The sequence below is a fragment of the Paraburkholderia sp. BR10936 genome (genome assembly GCF_040965735.1).
GTDB lineage: Bacteria > Pseudomonadota > Gammaproteobacteria > Burkholderiales > Burkholderiaceae > Paraburkholderia > Paraburkholderia nodosa_A.
In genome coordinates this window covers 641,494-659,950 of the sequence record NZ_JBFRCM010000001.1, presented here as the reverse complement: position 1 = coordinate 659,950, position 18,457 = coordinate 641,494, and the positions used below count along the sequence as shown (strand labels likewise).

Annotated in this window: 14 protein-coding genes and 1 pseudogene; all 15 read left to right on the top strand. The window is 64.8% G+C overall.

The window, feature by feature from the left end:
- The first annotated feature begins 543 nt into the window (after positions 1-543).
- Complete coding sequence (locus tag AB4Y36_RS03075; RefSeq protein ID WP_368682252.1) at positions 544-4,590, top strand: DUF3683 domain-containing protein; 4,047 nt, start codon at positions 544-546, stop codon at positions 4,588-4,590.
- A gap of 41 nt (positions 4,591-4,631) precedes the next feature.
- Positions 4,632-5,057, top strand: coding sequence for an HIT family protein (locus AB4Y36_RS03070; RefSeq protein WP_069262913.1), 426 nt, complete (start codon positions 4,632-4,634; stop codon positions 5,055-5,057).
- A 78-nt stretch (positions 5,058-5,135) separates the two neighbouring features.
- A complete protein-coding gene (locus AB4Y36_RS03065; RefSeq protein ID WP_069262912.1) occupies positions 5,136-5,549 on the top strand; it encodes a gamma-butyrobetaine hydroxylase-like domain-containing protein in 414 nt (137 codons plus the stop codon).
- 90 nt (positions 5,550-5,639) lie between these two features.
- A complete protein-coding gene (gene ubiE / locus AB4Y36_RS03060) occupies positions 5,640-6,371 on the top strand; it encodes a bifunctional demethylmenaquinone methyltransferase/2-methoxy-6-polyprenyl-1,4-benzoquinol methylase UbiE (RefSeq protein ID WP_158758634.1) in 732 nt (243 codons plus the stop codon).
- Between the two features lie 36 nt (positions 6,372-6,407).
- Complete coding sequence (locus AB4Y36_RS03055) at positions 6,408-7,424, top strand: Tim44 domain-containing protein (RefSeq protein WP_368682251.1); 1,017 nt, start codon at positions 6,408-6,410, stop codon at positions 7,422-7,424.
- Between the two features lie 171 nt (positions 7,425-7,595).
- Positions 7,596-8,231: an SCP2 domain-containing protein gene (locus AB4Y36_RS03050; protein ID WP_069262909.1), complete on the top strand. Its 636-nt coding sequence runs from the start codon at positions 7,596-7,598 to the stop codon at positions 8,229-8,231.
- Positions 8,232-8,249: 18 nt separating this feature from the next.
- On the top strand, positions 8,250-9,827 hold the full coding sequence (gene ubiB, locus AB4Y36_RS03045; protein WP_368682250.1) for a ubiquinone biosynthesis regulatory protein kinase UbiB: 1,578 nt from the start codon (positions 8,250-8,252) through the stop codon (positions 9,825-9,827).
- 27 nt (positions 9,828-9,854) lie between these two features.
- Entirely contained in the window at positions 9,855-10,505 is a 651-nt protein-coding gene (locus AB4Y36_RS03040; protein WP_368605547.1) for a methyltransferase domain-containing protein, read from the top strand.
- A gap of 229 nt (positions 10,506-10,734) precedes the next feature.
- A complete protein-coding gene (locus AB4Y36_RS03035) occupies positions 10,735-11,094 on the top strand; it encodes an FmdB family zinc ribbon protein (RefSeq protein WP_368682249.1) in 360 nt (119 codons plus the stop codon).
- Between the two features lie 97 nt (positions 11,095-11,191).
- Positions 11,192-11,833: a DUF502 domain-containing protein gene (locus AB4Y36_RS03030; protein WP_042266455.1), complete on the top strand. Its 642-nt coding sequence runs from the start codon at positions 11,192-11,194 to the stop codon at positions 11,831-11,833.
- Positions 11,834-11,896: 63 nt separating this feature from the next.
- Positions 11,897-13,702, top strand: coding sequence for an aspartate--tRNA ligase (aspS, locus tag AB4Y36_RS03025; RefSeq protein ID WP_069262905.1), 1,806 nt, complete (start codon positions 11,897-11,899; stop codon positions 13,700-13,702).
- 148 nt (positions 13,703-13,850) lie between these two features.
- Positions 13,851-14,327, top strand: coding sequence for a dihydroneopterin triphosphate diphosphatase (gene nudB / locus AB4Y36_RS03020; protein ID WP_342948410.1), 477 nt, complete (start codon positions 13,851-13,853; stop codon positions 14,325-14,327).
- A 103-nt stretch (positions 14,328-14,430) separates the two neighbouring features.
- A pseudogene (locus AB4Y36_RS03015) lies at positions 14,431-15,723 on the top strand (phosphatidylserine/phosphatidylglycerophosphate/cardiolipin synthase family protein); the annotation flags it as partial.
- A 242-nt stretch (positions 15,724-15,965) separates the two neighbouring features.
- A complete protein-coding gene (locus AB4Y36_RS03010; protein WP_028206015.1) occupies positions 15,966-16,565 on the top strand; it encodes a TetR/AcrR family transcriptional regulator in 600 nt (199 codons plus the stop codon).
- Between the two features lie 69 nt (positions 16,566-16,634).
- A complete protein-coding gene (locus tag AB4Y36_RS03005; protein WP_368682248.1) occupies positions 16,635-18,422 on the top strand; it encodes an acyl-CoA dehydrogenase C-terminal domain-containing protein in 1,788 nt (595 codons plus the stop codon).
- Positions 18,423-18,457 lie beyond the last annotated feature (35 nt).

Here is an 18,457-nt window from a genome sequence, read left to right as displayed (position 1 = left end):
GCGCGCCGGGCGCGGGTTTAGGGCGGGAAAGCGTAAATGATAGCGCCAACCGCTCCAGCACTGGCGGCGCGGCCTGGCGGGTGGCGCCGGATGCGGCGGCGCGATTCGCCGACCGGCCGGAAGGCAAATCATCGTCAAAGCGCGCGCAATCGGGCGCGAATCGCCCGTCAACGCAAGTGAATCTTGCGTGTTCACCGGGTTCCCACGCAGCGTCAGCGCGGGTGCGGATCATGCGGTAAAATCCTTTTTCGAAACAAGGATCGGATGATGCACTGGCAACCTCGGACAGCCCATTTGATGCCCGCACGGCGCGTAACCCGCCCGGCGGCGCAGCGGCACGCCCGCCACGCACGATCGTGTCGCTAAATCCGAGCGCCGGGGAACCATCGGCGTGAGCGTTGCCGCCATGTGCCTCCCCACCCTTTTCGTCCGCAGCCTGCCACAGGCGGACACGATTTCAGAATAGCGCCCCACGCGCCCCGTCAGTATCCGTCGCAGCGGCCGCGAGCCGTGCACGGGACTGGCCCAAAGAGTCGTCCAACCATGAACGCACCTCAAGTTTTCGATCCTCACGGCGCCGCCGCCGCCGTGGCCGCCGACATCGAACCGCGCCTGCGCGAGATTCCCTATAACTACACGTCGTTTTCGGACCGCGAAATCGTCATCCGCCTGCTCGGCGAAGACGCATGGAACGCGCTCGCCGAGCTGCGCGCGGAGCGCCGCACCGGCCGCTCGGCGCGCATGCTGTACGAAGTGCTGGGCGACATCTGGGTCGTGCGCCGCAACCCGTATCTGCAGGATGATCTGCTCGACAATCCGAAGCGCCGCGCGCTCCTGATCGAGGCGTTGAACCACCGCCTCGCCGAAATCGAGAAGCGCCGCCGCGCCGATCTGCAGGAGCACACGGACAAGGAAGGCGTGGATCGCGCCGCGCGCGTCGAAAAACTGGTCGGCTCCACGCGCCGCGCCATCGACGCCTTCGCGGGCGAGTTCGAGAAGATGGCCGACCTGCGCCGCCGCGCGACGAAGGTGCTCGGCAAGCGCACGGCCAAGGACAACATCCGTTTCGACGGCCTCTCGCGCGTCTCGCACGTGACCGACGCGACCGACTGGCGCGTGGAATATCCGTTCGTCGTCCTCACCCCCGATACCGAAGCCGAAATCGCGGGCCTCATCAAGGCCTGTTTCGAACTCGGCCTCACCGTGATTCCGCGCGGAGGCGGCACGGGCTACACGGGCGGCGCGGTGCCGCTCACGCCGTTCTCGGCCGTCATCAATACCGAAAAGCTCGAGCAGCTCGGCCCCGTCGAGATGACCGACCTGCCGGGCGTGAACCGCAAGGTCGCGACGATTTTCTCGGGCGCGGGCGTGGTCACGCGCCGCGTAACCGAGGCCGCCGACGCCGCGGGCTTCGTCTTCGCCGTCGATCCGACTTCGCTCGATGCGTCCTGCATCGGCGGCAACGTCGCGATGAACGCCGGCGGCAAGAAGGCGGTGCTGTGGGGCACGGCGCTCGACAATCTCGCCTGGTGGCGCATGGTCGACCCGCAGGGCAACTGGCTCGAGGTCACGCGTCTTGACCACAACATGGGCAAGATCCACGACATTCCCGTGGCGCGCTTCGAGCTGAAGTGGTTCGACGGCGAATACGCGCCGGGCGAAAAGCTGCTGCGCGCTGAATCGCTCGATATCGAAGGCAAGCGCTTCCGCAAGGAAGGCCTCGGCAAGGACGTCACCGACAAGTTCCTCGCCGGCCTGCCGGGCGTGCAGAAGGAAGGCTGCGACGGGCTCATCACGTCCGCGCGCTGGGTGCTGCACAAGATGCCCGCGCATACGCGCACGGTGTGCCTCGAGTTCTTCGGCCAGGCGCGCGAGGCGATTCCGAGCATCGTCGAGATCAAGGACTACCTGTTCGAGACGTCGAAGCAGGGCGGCGCGATTCTCGCGGGCCTCGAGCACCTCGACGAGCGCTATCTGCGCGCCGTGGGCTACGCGACCAAGAGCAAGCGCAACGCGTTTCCGAAGATGGTGCTGATCGGCGACATCGTCGGCGACGACGCCGATGCCGTGGCCGCCGCGACCTCGGAAGTCATTCGCATGGCCAACGGCAAGAGCGGCGAAGGCTTCGTCGCGGTGTCCGCCGAGGCACGCAAGCGCTTCTGGCTCGACCGCAGCCGCACGGCCGCGATTGCCAAGCACACCAACGCGTTCAAGATCAACGAAGACGTCGTGATCCCGCTCAACCGCATGGGCGAGTACACGGACGGCATCGAGCGCATCAACATCGAGCTGTCGATCAAGAACAAGCTGCAACTGGTCGACGCGCTCGAAGCGTTCTTCAAGGCGGGCAAGCTGCCGCTCGGCAAGACCGACGACGCGAACGAGATTCCCTCCGCGGAACTGCTCGAAGACCGCGTGCAGCAGGCGCTCGACCTGCTCAAACGCGTGCGCGAGCGCTGGACCTTCGTGGGCGAGAAGCTCGATCTGTCGCTGCGCGAGGCGCAGCACTATCTCGTGCAGCTGGGCTACGAGGCGCTGGCGGAGAAGTTCGCCGACCGCGTGGACGTGCAGCCCGACGCCAACGTCTTCCACGTGACTCAGGACCGCACGGTGCGCATTTCGTGGAAGCAGGAGATCCGCGCGGAACTGCGCAAGATCTTCAACGGCGGCGAATTCAAGCCGATCCTCGACGAGACGCAGGCGATCCACAAGAAGGTGCTGCGCGGGCGCGTATTCGTGGCGCTGCACATGCACGCCGGCGACGGCAACGTGCACACGAACCTGCCGGTCAACTCCGACAACTACGAGATGCTGCAGGACGCGCACCATGCGGTCGCGCGCATCATGAAGCTCGCGCGTTCGCTCGACGGCGTGATCTCGGGCGAGCACGGCATCGGCATCACGAAGCTCGAATTCCTCACGGACGAAGAGATCGCCGAGTTCCGCGCTTACAAGCAACGCGTCGATCCGCAAGGCCGCTTCAACGCGGGCAAGCTGCTCGAAGGCGCCGACCTGCGCAACGCCTACACGCCGTCGTTCGGCCTGATGGGCTACGAGTCGCTCATCATGCAGCAGTCCGACATTGGCGCGATTGCCGATTCGGTGAAGGACTGCCTGCGCTGCGGCAAGTGCAAGCCCGTGTGCGCGACGCACGTGCCGCGCGCGAACCTGCTCTACAGCCCGCGCAACAAGATTCTCGCGACTTCCTTGCTGGTCGAGGCGTTCCTGTACGAAGAGCAGACGCGCCGCGGCGTGTCGATCAAGCACTGGGACGAGTTCAACGACGTGGCCGACCACTGCACGGTCTGCCACAAATGCGTGACGCCGTGCCCGGTCAAGATCGACTTCGGCGACGTGACCATGAACATGCGCAATCTGCTGCGCAAGATGGGCAAGAAGAAGTTCAACGCGGGCAACGCGGCGGGCATGTTCTTCCTGAACGCCACGAACCCGCAGACCATCAATCTCGCGCGCACCGCGATGATGGGCGTGGGCTACAAGGCGCAGCGCCTTGGCAACGACGTGCTGAAGAAGTTCGTCAAGAAGCAGACGGCGCTGCCGCCCGCCACCACGGGCAAGCCGCCCGTGGTCGAGCAGGTGATCCACTTCGTCAACAAGAAGATGCCGGGCAACCTGCCGAAGAAGACGGCGCGCGCGCTGCTCGACATCGAAGACAACAAGATCGTGCCGATCATCCGCAACCCGAAGACGACGAACGTCGATTCGGAAGCGGTGTTCTACTTCCCCGGCTGCGGCTCGGAGCGTCTGTTCTCGCAAGTGGGCCTCGCCACCCAGGCGATGCTCTGGGAAGCGGGCGTGCAGACGGTGCTGCCGCCGGGCTACCTGTGCTGCGGCTATCCGCAGCGCGGCTCGGGCCAGTACGACAAGGCCGAGAAGATCGTCACCGACAACCGCGTGCTGTTCCATCGCGTCGCGAACACGCTGAACTACCTCGACATCAAGACCGTCGTGGTGTCGTGCGGTACGTGCTACGACCAGCTCGCGGGTTATGAATTCGACAAGATCTTCCCGGGATGCCGCATCATCGACATCCACGAGTTCCTGCTCGAGAAGGACATCAAGCTCGACGGCGTGACGGGCACGCGCTACATGTATCACGACCCGTGCCACACGCCGATCAAGACGATGGATCCGGTCAAGCTCGTCAATGAGCTGATGGGTGCTGAACACGACGGCTACAAGATCGAGAAGAACGATCGCTGCTGCGGCGAATCGGGCACGCTGGCCGTGACGCGCCCGGACGTTTCGACGCAGGTGCGTTTCCGCAAGGAAGAGGAAATCCGCAAGGGCGCGGCGAAGCTGCGCGGCATTCCGATCGTCGGCAACGGCGCGAACGGGGTGCAGCCGGCGACGCAGCAGGAAGCGGGCGGGCAGGGTACGACGCAGGACGTCAAGATTCTCACCTCTTGCCCGTCGTGCCTCCAGGGTCTGTCGCGGTACAACGAGGACGCCAACATCGAAGCCGATTACATCGTGGTGGAAATCGCCCGCCACATACTTGGCGAAAACTGGATGGCGGACTACGTTCAGAACGCGAACAATGGCGGAATCGAGCGCGTGCTGGTCTAATGGCTGCGCTCAATTTTCCGTGAACGGGTTCGAGGACGACGATGACATGCGTATTCTGCAGTGAGGAAGGCGGCGACGTGCTGTGGCAGGACGAGCGCATGCGCGTCGTGCTCGCGACTGCCGAGGCCGACTATCCCGGCTTCTGCCGGGTCATCTGGAATGCGCACGTCGCCGAATTCTCGGACCTGGGCGCGGCCGACCGGGAACATCTGATGCGCGCGGTGTACGCCGTCGAGCGTGCGCTGCGCCGCGTCATGCAGCCTTCGAAAGTGAATCTGGCGAGCCTCGGCAACCAGGTGCCGCACGTGCACTGGCACGTCATTCCGCGCTTCACGAACGATGCCCATTTCCCGCTGCCCGTCTGGGCACCGCGCCAGCGCACAGTGTCCGAGGCAATGCTGGGCCAGCGCCGCGCGCAGGCCACGCTGCTGCGCGACGCGGTGCGCCACGAAATGGAGCAGGCTTAAGGCCTGAGCGGGCGGGGGCGGTGAGCGTCCAATTGCGTCCAATACGCGTCCAACACGCATCCAACAGCGGGAACGATCATGAGTGGACTGAAATCCGATACGCCGGTGCCAAGCGGCGTCGTGGTGCACGCCGTCTCGCGCGTGCTGGAACTGCAGTATGCGAACGGGGAGAGCTACCGCGTGCCCTTCGAGCTGATGCGCGTGTATTCGCCCTCGGCGGAGGTGCGCGGGCACGGCGCCGGCCAGGAAACGCTGCAGACGGGCAAGCGCGAGGTGACGATTACGGCGCTGGAAGGTGTCGGCAACTACGCGCTGCAGCCCACGTTCTCCGACGGCCACAACACCGGCATCTACTCGTGGGACCAGCTCTATGAGCTCGCCACACGCCAGGACGAGCTCTGGGCGGAATATTTCGCCAGACTGAAGGCAGCGGGCGTCGAGCGCGACGCTCCGATGGCGGCGCCTCCTGCCGCGCATGGCCACTGCCACTGACGCTTCCTGTTACGATCCAGCCCCGCCGCATCTCTGACAGACGCGGCGCAGCACACCAATAGAACACCCTTCCGCGAAAGGACGAGCGCGATGAGCAAAACCCACTTCGGCTATCAGACAGTCGACGAACAGGACAAGGCGAAGAAGGTGGCCGGCGTGTTTCACTCGGTCGCCTCGAACTACGACCTGATGAACGATCTGATGTCGGGCGGGCTGCACCGCGCGTGGAAGGCGTTCACGATCGCGCAGGCGAACATCCGGCCCGGTGCGAAGGTGCTCGACATCGCGGGCGGCACCGGCGACCTTTCCATGGCGTTCGCGAAGAAAGCGGGCCCGACGGGCGAGGTCTGGCACACCGACATCAACGAGTCGATGCTGCGCGTGGGCCGCGACCGCCTCATCGACAATGGCGTGATCACGCCGGCGCTCCTTTGCGACGCCGAGAAAATTCCCTTTCCGGACAACTATTTCGATGTGGTGACCGTGGCTTTCGGGCTGCGCAACATGACGCACAAGGACGCTGCGCTCGCCGAGATGCGCCGTGTGCTCAAGCCGGGCGGTCGCGTGCTCGTGCTCGAATTCTCGAAGGTCTGGGAGCCGCTCAAGAAGGCGTACGACGTCTATTCGTTCAAGGTGCTGCCGTGGCTTGGCCGGCGCTTCGCCCAGGACGCGGACAGCTACCAGTACCTCGCGGAATCGATCCGCATGCATCCGGACCAGGAAACACTCAAGACGATGATGGAACAAGTCGGCCTCGACGCCGTCAAATATTACAATTTGTCAGCTGGCGTGGTAGCCTTACACGTCGGCACAAAGTATTAGTGTTCCCAACTCACTGTCTTTAAAGGAATTTTCGCCATGTCTGAGCCCTGCAACGTTGCTTCCAAAAAGCTTTCATCGCCATGGGCCAGACGAATCGGCGTCCTGGCCCTTGCCGGCGTGATGTTTGCCGGCAGCCTCGCATCGTTCGACGCAGAGGCTCGCCGCATGGGGGGCGGCCGCAGTTTCGGCAAGCAGTCGTCCACGGCTACGCAGCGCAGCACCACGCCGCCGCCGGCCCAGCCCACCCCCGCGAATCCCGCGCAGCAGGCCGGCGCCCAGCGCGCTCCCGGCACGCCGGCTCCCACGCCCGCGCCCGCACCGGCGCGCAATCGCTGGCTTGGGCCGATCGCGGGCCTCGCGGCCGGTCTTGGCATCGCCGCGCTGCTTTCGCACTTCGGTCTTGGCGAGGCGTTTGCCGGCATGATGGCCAACATGATCGTCATTGCGATCATCGCCTTTATCGCCGTCTGGCTGATCCGCAAGTTCATGAGCCGCCGCCGTGCCGCGGAACCCGCGTACCAGGGCGGGTATGCGTCGAACAGCATGAACCCGTCGTCGGGCGGGTATCAGCCGCAGGAGCCGCGCTACACCGCGCCGCCCACGGGGCAGTACCTCGCGCCTGAAGCCAATCCGCTGAGCACGCCGCAAATCGATACGCCGGCAGCGGCGTCGATTCCGGCCGGCTTCGACACGGAAGCCTTCGTACGCAATGCCAAGGTTTACTTCGTGCGCCTGCAGGCCGCATGGGACGCGGGCAACATGGACGACATCCGCGAATTCACGACGCCCGAGATGTTCGCCGAAATCCGCGTCGATCTCGCGGGCCGCGGCGCGCAGCCCAACCAGACCGACTTCGTGCAGCTCAACGCGGACCTGCTCGGCGTGGAAGACCGCGGCAGCGAATACCTTGCGAGCGTGCGCTTCTCCGGCCTGATTCGCGAAGCCATGGGTGAGCCGGCCGCGCCGTTCGTCGAGGTATGGAATCTCTCGAAGTCGCGCACGTCGGGCGAAGGCTGGCTGCTCGCGGGCATCCAGCAGGTCGAATCTCACTGAGTCGGTAGCCGGGCCGAGCGTCTCGTGACTTGATCCAGATCGCAGTGCGGTGCCTTCCAGGCGCCCCGCCGCATTCGACAGGGCAGGGCGGCGGCGCGATCCTGTGGCTCGAACGTTACAATAGGAACCCGCCCGGGCTTGTGCCCGTGCGGGTTTTCTTATTCCAAGCCGATGACTCTTGCCGCCAAGCCCTTCGCTGCCGCCGTCAATCACCTGCTCGCCCGCGAAACGTGGGCACGCGAGCGTCTCGCCCCCTATGCCGGCAAGACGGCCCGTCTCACCTGTGCGCCCATCGTGCTCACGCTGCTCGTGCAGCCGGACGGCTATCTGGGCGCGGTCGAGGACCACGATGCGGGCGACGTCGATGTGACGCTCTCGCTGCCCGCAGGCGCGCTCTCGTCGTTCATGCAGGGCGGCCAGGCGGCCGTGATGAAGCACGTGAAGATCGAGGGCGATGCCGAGTTTGCGCAGGTCATCGGCAAGCTCGCCGAGCATCTGCGCTGGGAGCCCGAAGAGGACCTCGCGAAGCTGATCGGCGACGCCCCGGCTTCACGCATCGCCACGCTCGCGCGCGCCGCGAGCGAGCAGGCCCTGCGCACCGGGCGCAACGTGCTCGGCTCGGTCACGGAATATCTGCTCGATGAAAATCCGCAGCTCGTGCGGCGCGCCGAGCTCGACGGCTTCAATGAAGAGCTGTCGCGCGCACGCGACGCGCTGGCGCGCGTGGAAAAGCGCATCGAGCGGCTCGAACAAAAATCACAGGCCGGCGGCGGGAGCCAAAGCGCTGCGCCGCGCGGCTCGCGCTAGTCAACAGGCCCCCCAGACATGCGTTTTCTGCGTTTCCTCAAGATTTTCTTCACCGTCATCCGCTTCGGCCTGGACGAGATGATGTTGAGCCGGATCAACGACCGGCGTGTCGCGCTGCTTCTGCGCATCACCACGATCGGCCGTCGCTTCGACGATCCGCCCGGTTTGCGTCTGCGTCTCGCGCTGGAAAGCCTCGGCCCGATCTTCGTGAAATTCGGCCAGGTGCTGTCCACGCGCCGCGATCTGCTGCCGCCCGATATCGCCAACGAACTGGCAAAGCTGCAGGACCAGGTGCCGCCGTTCGATTCGAACGTGGCGATCGGCCTGATCGAGAAGTCGCTGGGCGCACCGGTCGACACGATCTTCGACGAGTTCGAGCGTGTGCCGGTGGCGAGCGCATCGATTGCCCAGGTGCACTTCGCCAAGGTGAAGTCGGGCCAGCACGCGGGCAAGCCGGTGGCGGTGAAGGTGCTGCGCCCGAACATGCGTCCGGTGATCGACTCCGACCTCGCGCTGCTGCGCGACATCGCCGTGTGGGCCGAGCGCCTGTGGGCCGACGGCAAGCGTCTGAAGCCGCGCGAAGTGGTGGCAGAATTCGACAAGTACCTGCACGACGAGCTCGACCTCATGCGCGAGGCCGCGAACGGCAGCCAGTTGCGCCGCAATTTCGCGGGCCTCGACCTGCTGCTCGTGCCGGAAATGTACTGGGAATTCAGCACGGCCAACGTGCTGGTGATGGAGCGCATGGTCGGCGTGCCGATCAGCCAGGTGGACAAGCTGCGGGCGGCAGGCGTGGACATTCCGAAGCTCGCGCGCGAGGGTGTCGAGATCTTCTTCACGCAGGTGTTCCGCGACGGCTTCTTTCACGCCGACATGCACCCCGGCAACATTCAGGTGAGTCTCGATCCCGCGCATTTCGGCCGCTATATTGCGCTCGATTTCGGCATCGTCGGCGCGTTGTCCGACTTCGACAAGAATTATCTCGCGCAGAACTTTCTCGCGTTCTTCAAGCGCGACTATCACCGCGTGGCGACGCTGCATATCGAATCGGGGTGGGTGCCGCCCAACACGCGCGTGGAGGAGCTGGAGAGCGCGATTCGCGCCGTGTGCGAACCGTATTTCGACCGGGCGTTGAAGGACATCTCGCTCGGCCAGGTGCTGCTGCGCCTCTTCCAGACCTCGCGGCGCTTCAACGTGGAAATCCAGCCGCAGCTCGTGCTGCTGCAAAAGACCATGCTCAACGTCGAAGGCCTCGGGCGCTCGCTCGATCCGGAGCTCGATCTCTGGAAAACGGCGAAGCCGTATCTCGAGCGCTGGATGACCGAGCAGATCGGCCTGCGCGGCTGGTACGAGCGCTTCAAGATCGAAGCGCCGCAATGGAGCAAGACGCTGCCGCAATTGCCGCGCCTCGTGCACCAGGCGCTCCTGCATCGCCAGGAACCGGGCGGTTTCGCGAACGACGAGACGATCCGCGCGATGCTCGCCGAGCAACGCCGCACGAACCGCATGCTGCAGGGCCTGCTCCTGTTCGGCGTTGCCGTGGGCGTGGGCATGGTGGCCGCGCGCGTGTGGCTCGCGTTTGCCTACGGCGGCTGACGGACCACGTGAACAAGGAGTGAGACGATGAGCGACCCGACCCTGCCGCCGCAACCGGGCGAAGTGCCCGAGTTCGAAACCCGCGACCCGGCGTCGCCCTCGTTCTGGAATGAGCGCTTTGCGCGCGGCTTCACGCCGTGGGATCAGGCGGGCGTGCAGCGCCAGTTCGAAGCCTTCGCCACGGCGCACCCTGGCGCCGCGGTGCTGATTCCGGGCTGTGGTAATGCCTGGGAAGCACGTTGGCTCGCCGAGCGCGGCCGTACGGTGCGCGCCATCGACTTCGCGCCGGCCGCGGTCGCGAGCGCGCGCACGGCGCTGGGGCAGTACGCCGGTGTCGTCGAAGAGGCGGACTTCTACGCCTACACGCCGCCGTTCATGCCGGCCTGGGTGTTCGAGCGCGCGTTCCTGTGCGCGCTGCCCAAAACGCAGCGCGCGAGCTACGCCACCCGCATGGCCCAGCTGTTGCAGCCCGGCGCATTGCTCGCGGGCTATTTCTTCATCGGCGAGACGCCCAAGGGCCCGCCGTTCGCGATCGCGCGCGACGAACTCGACGCCTTGCTCACGCCGTACTTCACGTTGGCCGACGATCAGCCCGTGGCCGACTCGCTGCCCGTGTTCGTCGGGCGCGAGCGCTGGCTCGTGTGGCGCCGCAACGACGTCGCGCCGTCGCCCGTTTGAGCGGGGTTGGAGCTGTCTCAGGCCGGCGCGCCGTGCGCTTGCCGCCTTGCATGGCCGCGCACGCTCTTGATGTGCGCGCAACCTGCCCTCATCTAAACCGAGGCGGCCGCAACCCTCCGACCTTCCCCGCTGGACGCCCAACCCCGGTAAATGCCAGGGGCGATCCTGGTTTGCGGCTATAATTCAAGGCTTTGCAAGCAATTATCAGATTTTCATCAGGATAGAGATCATGCCGATCTACGCTTATCGCTGCGAGTCGTGCGGCTTCGACAAGGACGTGCTCCAAAAGATGAGCGATGCGCCCCTGACGCAGTGCCCGAGCTGCGGTGCGGACACGTTTCGCAAGCAGGTGACCGCAGCGGGCTTTCAGCTGAAGGGTTCGGGCTGGTACGTCACCGATTTCCGCGGCGGCAACGGCAGCAAGAGCGCGGCGGCGACCGGCGCGAAGGAGGCTGGCGAAAACGCGCCGTCGTCGGAAGCCGGCAAGCCGCCCGGCGAGGGCGCCGCGAGTGCTTCCAGCGATTCGGGCGCAGCCGCGCCCGCCGCGAGCACCCCAGCGAGTACGCCCAGCCCGGCAGCCTCGACCTGACAACCTGCGGCGCGATTCCTCTATTTCCGGGGACACGCGCCGCGCCGTAGCCGCGCCGGCAGCCCGTTTGCTGCGCACGGCCCGCATGGCGGTGTACATGACGATCAAGAAAGCGACGTTCAAATCGGTATTCCTGACCGGCCTGCTGGTGCTGGTGCCGTTGGCCATCACGCTGTGGGTGCTGAACCTCGTCATCGGTACGATGGATCAGACGCTGCTGCTGCTGCCCGAATCGTGGCGGCCGGAGCGCATGTTCGGCGTGCGCCTGCCGGGACTCGGCGCGGTGCTCACGCTCGCGTTCATCTTCGGGGTCGGTTTGCTCACCCACAACTTCATCGGGCAGAAGCTGGTGGAGTGGTGGAACGCGCTGGTGCGCCGCATTCCGATCATCGGACCGCTGTACGGCAGCATCCAGCAGGTTTCCGATACACTGCTTTCGAGCAACGGCAATGCATTTCGCAAAGCGCTCCTGATCGAATACCCGCGCAAGGGTTCGTGGACGATCGCGTTTCTCACCGGCATTCCCGGCGGCGACGTGGTCAACCACCTGCAGGAAGATCACGTGAGTGTCTATGTCCCGACTACGCCGAATCCGACGTCGGGCTTTTTCCTGATGGTGCCAAAGAGCGAGGTGGTCGAGCTGGACATGACCGTCGACGCCGCGCTCAAGTATATTGTTTCGATGGGCGTGGTCGCGCCGGCAACCTCACCACGCCGCCCCATCGATCCTCCGCTTTAATACCGGACGACGCGCTGCTGCGCGCCGCTCCCGTTCATTCATGCATAACGAAAGACGAACATCATGTCGATGAGATCTGAATACTGCGGTCTGGTGACCGAACAGCTGCTGGGCCAAACTGTTTCGCTGTGCGGATGGGTGCAGCGCCGCCGCGACCATGGCGGCGTCATCTTCATCGACCTGCGCGACCGCGAGGGCCTCGTTCAGGTCGTGTGCGACCCGGACCGCGCGGAGATGTTCAAGATCGCCGAAGGCGTGCGCAACGAGTTCTGCGTGCAGGTCAAGGGTCTCGTTCGCAATCGTCCGGAAGGCACGGTCAACGCGAACCTCACGAGCGGCAAGATCGAAGTGCTGTGCCACGAAATCGTGGTGCTCAACGCGTCGGTCACGCCGCCGTTCCAGCTCGACGACGACAACCTCTCGGAAACCACGCGCCTCACGCATCGCGTGCTCGACCTGCGCCGTCCGCAGATGCAGCACAACCTGCGTCTGCGCTACCGCGTGACGATGGCCGTGCGCAAGTATCTCGACGCGCTCGGCTTCATCGACATCGAAACGCCGATGCTCACGAAGAGCACGCCGGAAGGCGCGCGCGACTACCTCGTGCCGTCGCGCGTAAACGCGGGCCAGTTCTTCGCGCTGCCGCAGTCGCCGCAGCTCTTCAAGCAGCTCCTGATGGTGGCGAACTTCGATCGCTACTACCAGATCGTCAAGTGCTTCCGCGACGAAGACCTGCGCGCCGACCGTCAGCCCGAATTCACGCAGATCGACTGCGAAACGTCGTTCCTCGGCGAGCAGGAAATCCGCGACCTGTTCGAAGACATGGCGCGCCACGTGTTCAAGGAAACGATCGATGTCGAGCTCGACGCGAAGTTCCCGATCATGCCGTATGCGGAAGCCATGAGCCGCTTCGGTTCGGACAAGCCGGACCTGCGCGTGAAGCTCGAATTCACCGAACTGACCGACGCCATGAAGGACGTCGACTTCAAGGTATTCAGCGCACCGGCCAACACGAAGGACGGCCGCGTCGCGGCGCTGCGCGTGCCGAAGGGCGGCGAGCTGTCGCGCGGCGACATCGACGGCTACACGGAATTCGTGCGTATCTACGGCGCGAAGGGTCTCGCGTGGATCAAGGTCAACGAAGCCGCGAAGGGCCGTGACGGTCTGCAAAGCCCGATCGTCAAGAACCTGCACGACGCCGCGATCGCCGCGATCCTCGAGCGCACCGGCGCGCAAGACGGCGACATCATTTTCTTCGCGGCAGACCGCGCGAAGGTCGTGAACGACAGCCTCGGTGCACTGCGCCTGAAGATCGGCCACTCGGAGTTCGGCCGTGCCAACGGCCTCGTCGAGAAGGGCTGGAAGCCGCTGTGGGTGATCGACTTCCCGATGTTCGAGTACGACGAGGAAGAAAACCGCTACGTGGCCGCGCACCACCCGTTCACGAGCCCGAAGGACGAGCACCTGGAATACCTCGAAACGGATCCGGGCCGCTGCCTCGCCAAGGCTTACGACATGGTGCTCAACGGCTGGGAAATCGGCGGCGGCTCGGTGCGTATCTATCAGGAAGACGTGCAGAGCAAGGTGTTCCGCGCGCTCAAGATCAATGCGGAAGAAGCGCGCGCGAAGTTCGGCTTCCTCCTCGACGCGCTGCAATACGGCGCGCCGCCGCACGGCGGTATCGCGTTCGGTCTGGACCGCATCGTCACGATGATGGCCGGCGCCGATTCGATTCGCGACGTGATCGCGTTCCCGAAGACGCAACGCGCGCAGGACCTGCTTACGCAGGCCCCGAGCCCGGTGGACGAGCGCCAGCTGCGCGAACTGCACATCCGTCTGCGTCAGCCCGAGCAGAAGACGGCGCAGTAAGCCGCCCTTCGGCTGCGAAGGCCCGTCAGGGCTTTTGCATCGCAACAACAAAAAAGGCGCATCGTGCGCCTTTTTTGCTTTTTGCGTTAAATTACCTTTAGACGCGCCGCAAGCGCGCAGCGCGCGTCCCTCCCCACGCTCCATCACCATGCAGAAGCCGCCGAAGATTCCGGAATCCGTACTCGTCGTCATCCATACGCCGCAACTGGAGGTCCTGATCATCGAACGCGCCGACCGGCCGGGTTTCTGGCAGTCGGTCACCGGCTCGAAAGATCGCCCAGGCGAGCCGTTCGCCGAAACCGCCGTGCGCGAGGTGGGCGAGGAGACGGGTATTGCGGTGGGCGCCGGGAACGTTCCGCAGGCGGCGCTGCTCGACTGGCATCACGAGATCGAGTACGAAATCTATCCCGTTTGGCGCCATCGCTATGCGCCCGGCGTCACGCGCAACACCGAGCACTGGTTCAGCCTGGAAGTGCCAACGGGCACAGTCGTCACGCTCGCGCCGCGCGAGCATACGGCTTATCTGTGGCTGCCTTACGAGCAGGCGGCGGCGAAGTGCTTCTCGTGGTCGAACCGCGAAGCCATTCTGCAACTGCCCATGCGGCTACGCGAAGGGCGTGGGTGAACGCGACATGAGCGAAACCAGTACCGATCCCGGCATTGAATCGCAGCGCGTGGTGCGGCTACGCGAGGCGCTGCTTGGCCGGCGCTATCGTTCGCGCTATCGCTTCACGAGCGGCAACGACGTGCGCCTGTTCGGCTCGAGCGCCGGTCTGTTCGGCGCGATGATCGAGCGCATCGACGCCGCCGAGCGGGACGTCGCGCTCGAAACCTATATCTTCTGCGACGACGACATTGGCCGCGCGCTCTCCGATGCGCTCATGCGCGCGGCGTCGCGCGGCGTGCGCGTGCGCGTCATCACCGACGGCATCGGCTCGCCACGCATCGCGCTGTTCGAGACCTGGCCGGGCGCTGGGGTGGAGCACCGCGTCTACAACCCGCATATCTTCGGGCGCTTCGGTTTTTCGCGCACACACCGCAAGCTCGCCGTGATCGACGACCAGTTCGCCTTCTGCGGCGGCATCAACGTGATCGACGATTTCGAGCAGGACGGCCACAGGCTGCCCTACGCGCGCTGGGATTTCGCCGTCGAGCTGTACGGTCCCGTGGTCGTGGACGTGCGCCTTGCGATCGAGCAGCAGTGGCGGCGTATCCGGCTCGGCTACCGGCCGCCGCTGCCCCAGCAACTCTCGCCCGGCGTGCCCGCGAGCGCGGGTTTCATGTCGCCGCATCCCACCGGCCACACGGTGGGGCGCCCCACGCAGATCGTCGACGACGCGCTGCGCGCGCTTGCACCCACTGTTAGCTCGCCGCGGGCGAAACGCTTCTTCACGCGTCTGCGCGAGCGCCTGCGCGCGAGCGTGCGCGATCCGCGCGCGGCGCAGGTGCCCTGCGTGGCGTTCGTCGCGCGCGACAACGTGGTGAACCGGCGCGCGATCGAAAAGGCTTATCTCGACGCCATCGGCGAGGCGCGCAAGGAAGTGCTGCTCGCCAATCCGTATTTCATGCCGGGCCGGCGGCTGCGTCGCGCGCTCGTGAGCGCCGCGGAGCGCGGCGTGGCGGTCAAGCTTCTGGTCGGACGAAAGGAATTCAAGGTACTCGACTACGGGGTGCCGTTCCTCTATCACCAGCTTCTCAGCGCGGGCGTGCAGATTGCGGAGTACGAGAAAACGATGCTCCACGGCAAGGTGGCCGTTGTCGATTCGAGCTGGGGCACCGTGGGTTCCTCGAACCTCGACGCGCTCAGCCTCGTGCTCAATAACGAGGCCAACGTGCTGCTCGTGCAGCATCCGCAGATCGAACAGCTGCGCTGCGAGATCCTCGCAGCGTTCGGCGACGCTGCACAGATCGACCGTGCGCGCTACGAGGCGCGGCCGTGGCACGTACGCGCCGTGAACTGGCTCGCCTGGGCGTTCTATCGTGCGCTCATGAAGCTCATCACCGTGGGCGGCTACGACTAGAAACAGAAAGCTGCCATACGAATCCCCGCTCGTGCAATCGAGAGAATGTCGGCTTGCGCGCGGCGCACGAACCTCGAAAATTAGAGTACCGGTTAGAAATCGGTTTCTAATAAAGTCCTTGTTTCGCGGACGGCCGTCCCCAACAATAGTACGGCCGTTCGATTTAATTCGGGCCCAGATGTAAGCAGTTAATGAGCAGTTGACAGCGACATCGAGGCCACATCGTTACGGTAAAGAAAGCTATGCGAAAAGGCGAACAGACACGAGCCGCTATTCTGGATGCAGCACTCGACCTCGCAGGTCGCGATGGCCTTGAAGGCTTGACCATCGGCCTGCTCGCCGAGCGCATGCAGATGAGCAAGAGTGGCGTCTTCGCTCACTTCGGGTCTCGGGAAGACCTGCAGGTCGAGGTGGTGCGCGAGTACCACCGTCGATTCGAGGAAGAAGTCTTCTTTCCGAGTTTGCGTGAGCCACGCGGTTTGCCGCGTCTGCGTGCGATGCTGTCGCGATGGTTCGAGAAGCGCATTCACGAAGTCACGACCGGCTGCATCTACATCAGCGGCGCCGTCGAGTACGACGACCGCGCGGACAGCCAGGTGCGCGAGACGCTGGTCGCGAGCGTGTCGATGTGGCGCGCGGCGCTCCTGAGGGCCATTTCGCAGGCAATCGAAGAAGGCCATTTGCGCAAGGAGACCGATCCCGCGCTGATGCTCTTCGAACTGTATAGCGTGACGCTCGGCCTGCATCATGACGGCCGCTTCCTGCATCTGCCGGACGCGGTCGAGCATACGTGGGCTGCGTTCGAGAAGCTGATTGTTTCGTATCAGAGCGAGACCCAGTAGCGGCCGGCCGCAACATCGAAGTCGCGGCGGCGCGCGAGGGACCCGAAGCTCAAATTTTGGAGAGAAGACATGGGACAGTACACCGCGCCGCTGCGCGACATGCAGTTCGTTCTGCACGAACTGCTGAACGTGGAAGGCGAAGTGAAGCAGATGCCGAAGCACGCCGACCTCGACGCCGACACCATCAACCAGGTGCTCGATGAAGCCGGAAAATTCTGCTCCGAGGTGCTGTTTCCGCTGAACCAGGTCGGCGACCGTGAAGGCTGCACGTACGCCGGCGACGGCGTCGTCACCACGCCTGCTGGTTTCAAGGAAGCGTACAAGCAATACGTCGAAGCGGGCTGGCCCGCGCTCGGCTGCGATCCCGAATACGGCGGCCAGGGCCTGCCCGCGTTCGTGAACAACGCGCTCTACGAAATGCTGAACTCGGCGAACCAGGCGTGGACCATGTATCCGGGTCTCTCGCATGGCGCCTACGAGTGTCTGCATGCACACGGCACGCCCGAGCTCCAGAAGGCTTATCTGCCGAAGCTCGTCCAAGGCGTATGGACCGGCACGATGTGCCTGACCGAGCCGCACTGCGGCACCGACCTCGGCATCCTGCGCACGAAGGCCGAGCCGAACGGCGACGGCTCGTACGCGATCACCGGCACGAAGATTTTCATCTCGAGCGGTGAGCACGACATGGCCGAGAACATCATCCACCTCGTGCTCGCTCGACTGCCCGATGCGCCGCCGGGAACCAAGGGCATCTCGCTGTTCGTCGTGCCGAAGTTCATCCCCACGGCAGCGGGCGAAGTGGGCGAGCGCAACGGCATCAAATGCGGCTCGATCGAGCACAAGATGGGCATTCACGGCAACGCGACCTGCGTGATGAACCTCGACGGCGCGAAGGGCTGGCTCGTCGGCGAACCGAACAAGGGCTTGAACGCCATGTTCGTGATGATGAACGCGGCGCGTCTGGGCGTCGGCATGCAAGGCCTCGGCCTTACTGAAGTGGCTTACCAGAACTCGCTCGTCTATGCGAAGGAGCGCCTGCAGATGCGCTCGCTGACGGGCCCGAAGGCGCCCGAAAAGGCCGCCGACCCAATCATCGTGCATCCGGACGTGCGCCGCATGCTGCTCACGCAGAAGGCCTGGGCCGAAGGCGCGCGCGCCTTCACGTACTGGTCCGCGCTGCAGATCGACAAGGAACTCTCGCACGGCGACGAAGGCGAGCGCAAGGAAGCGGCCGACCTCGTCGCGCTGCTCACGCCGATCATCAAGGCCTTCCTCACCGACAACGCGTTCGAGAGCACCAACCTCGGCATGCAGGTGTTCGGCGGCCACGGCTTCATCTCCGAGTGGGGCATGGAGCAGTACGTGCGCGACGCGCGTATCAACCAGATCTACGAAGGCACGAACACGATCCAGTCGCTCGACCTGCTGGGCCGCAAGGTGCTGGGCGATATGGGCGCGAAGCTCAAGAAGTTCGGCAAGCTCGTGACGGATTTCGTCGAAGCCGAAGGCGTCAAGCCGGAAATGCAGGAGTTCGTGAATCCGCTCGCCGACATCGGCGACAAGATGCAGAAGCTCACGATGGAAATCGGCATGAAGGCGATGCAGAACCCGGACGAAGTGGGCGCGGCCGCGGTGCCGTATCTGCGCACGGCGGGCCACCTCGTGTTCGCCTACTTCTGGGCACGCATGGCGCGCATCGCGCTCGACAAGGAAAGCTCGGGCGATCCGTTCTACAAGTCGAAGCTGGCCACGGCGCGTTTCTATTTCGCGAAGCTGTTGCCCGAAACGGCCACGTCGATCCGCCAGGCGCGCGCGGGTTCGAAGACGCTGATGGAAGTCGACGAAGCGCTGTTCTAAAAGCCAACGGGCGCGCGCTTTTCAAAGGCGCGCGC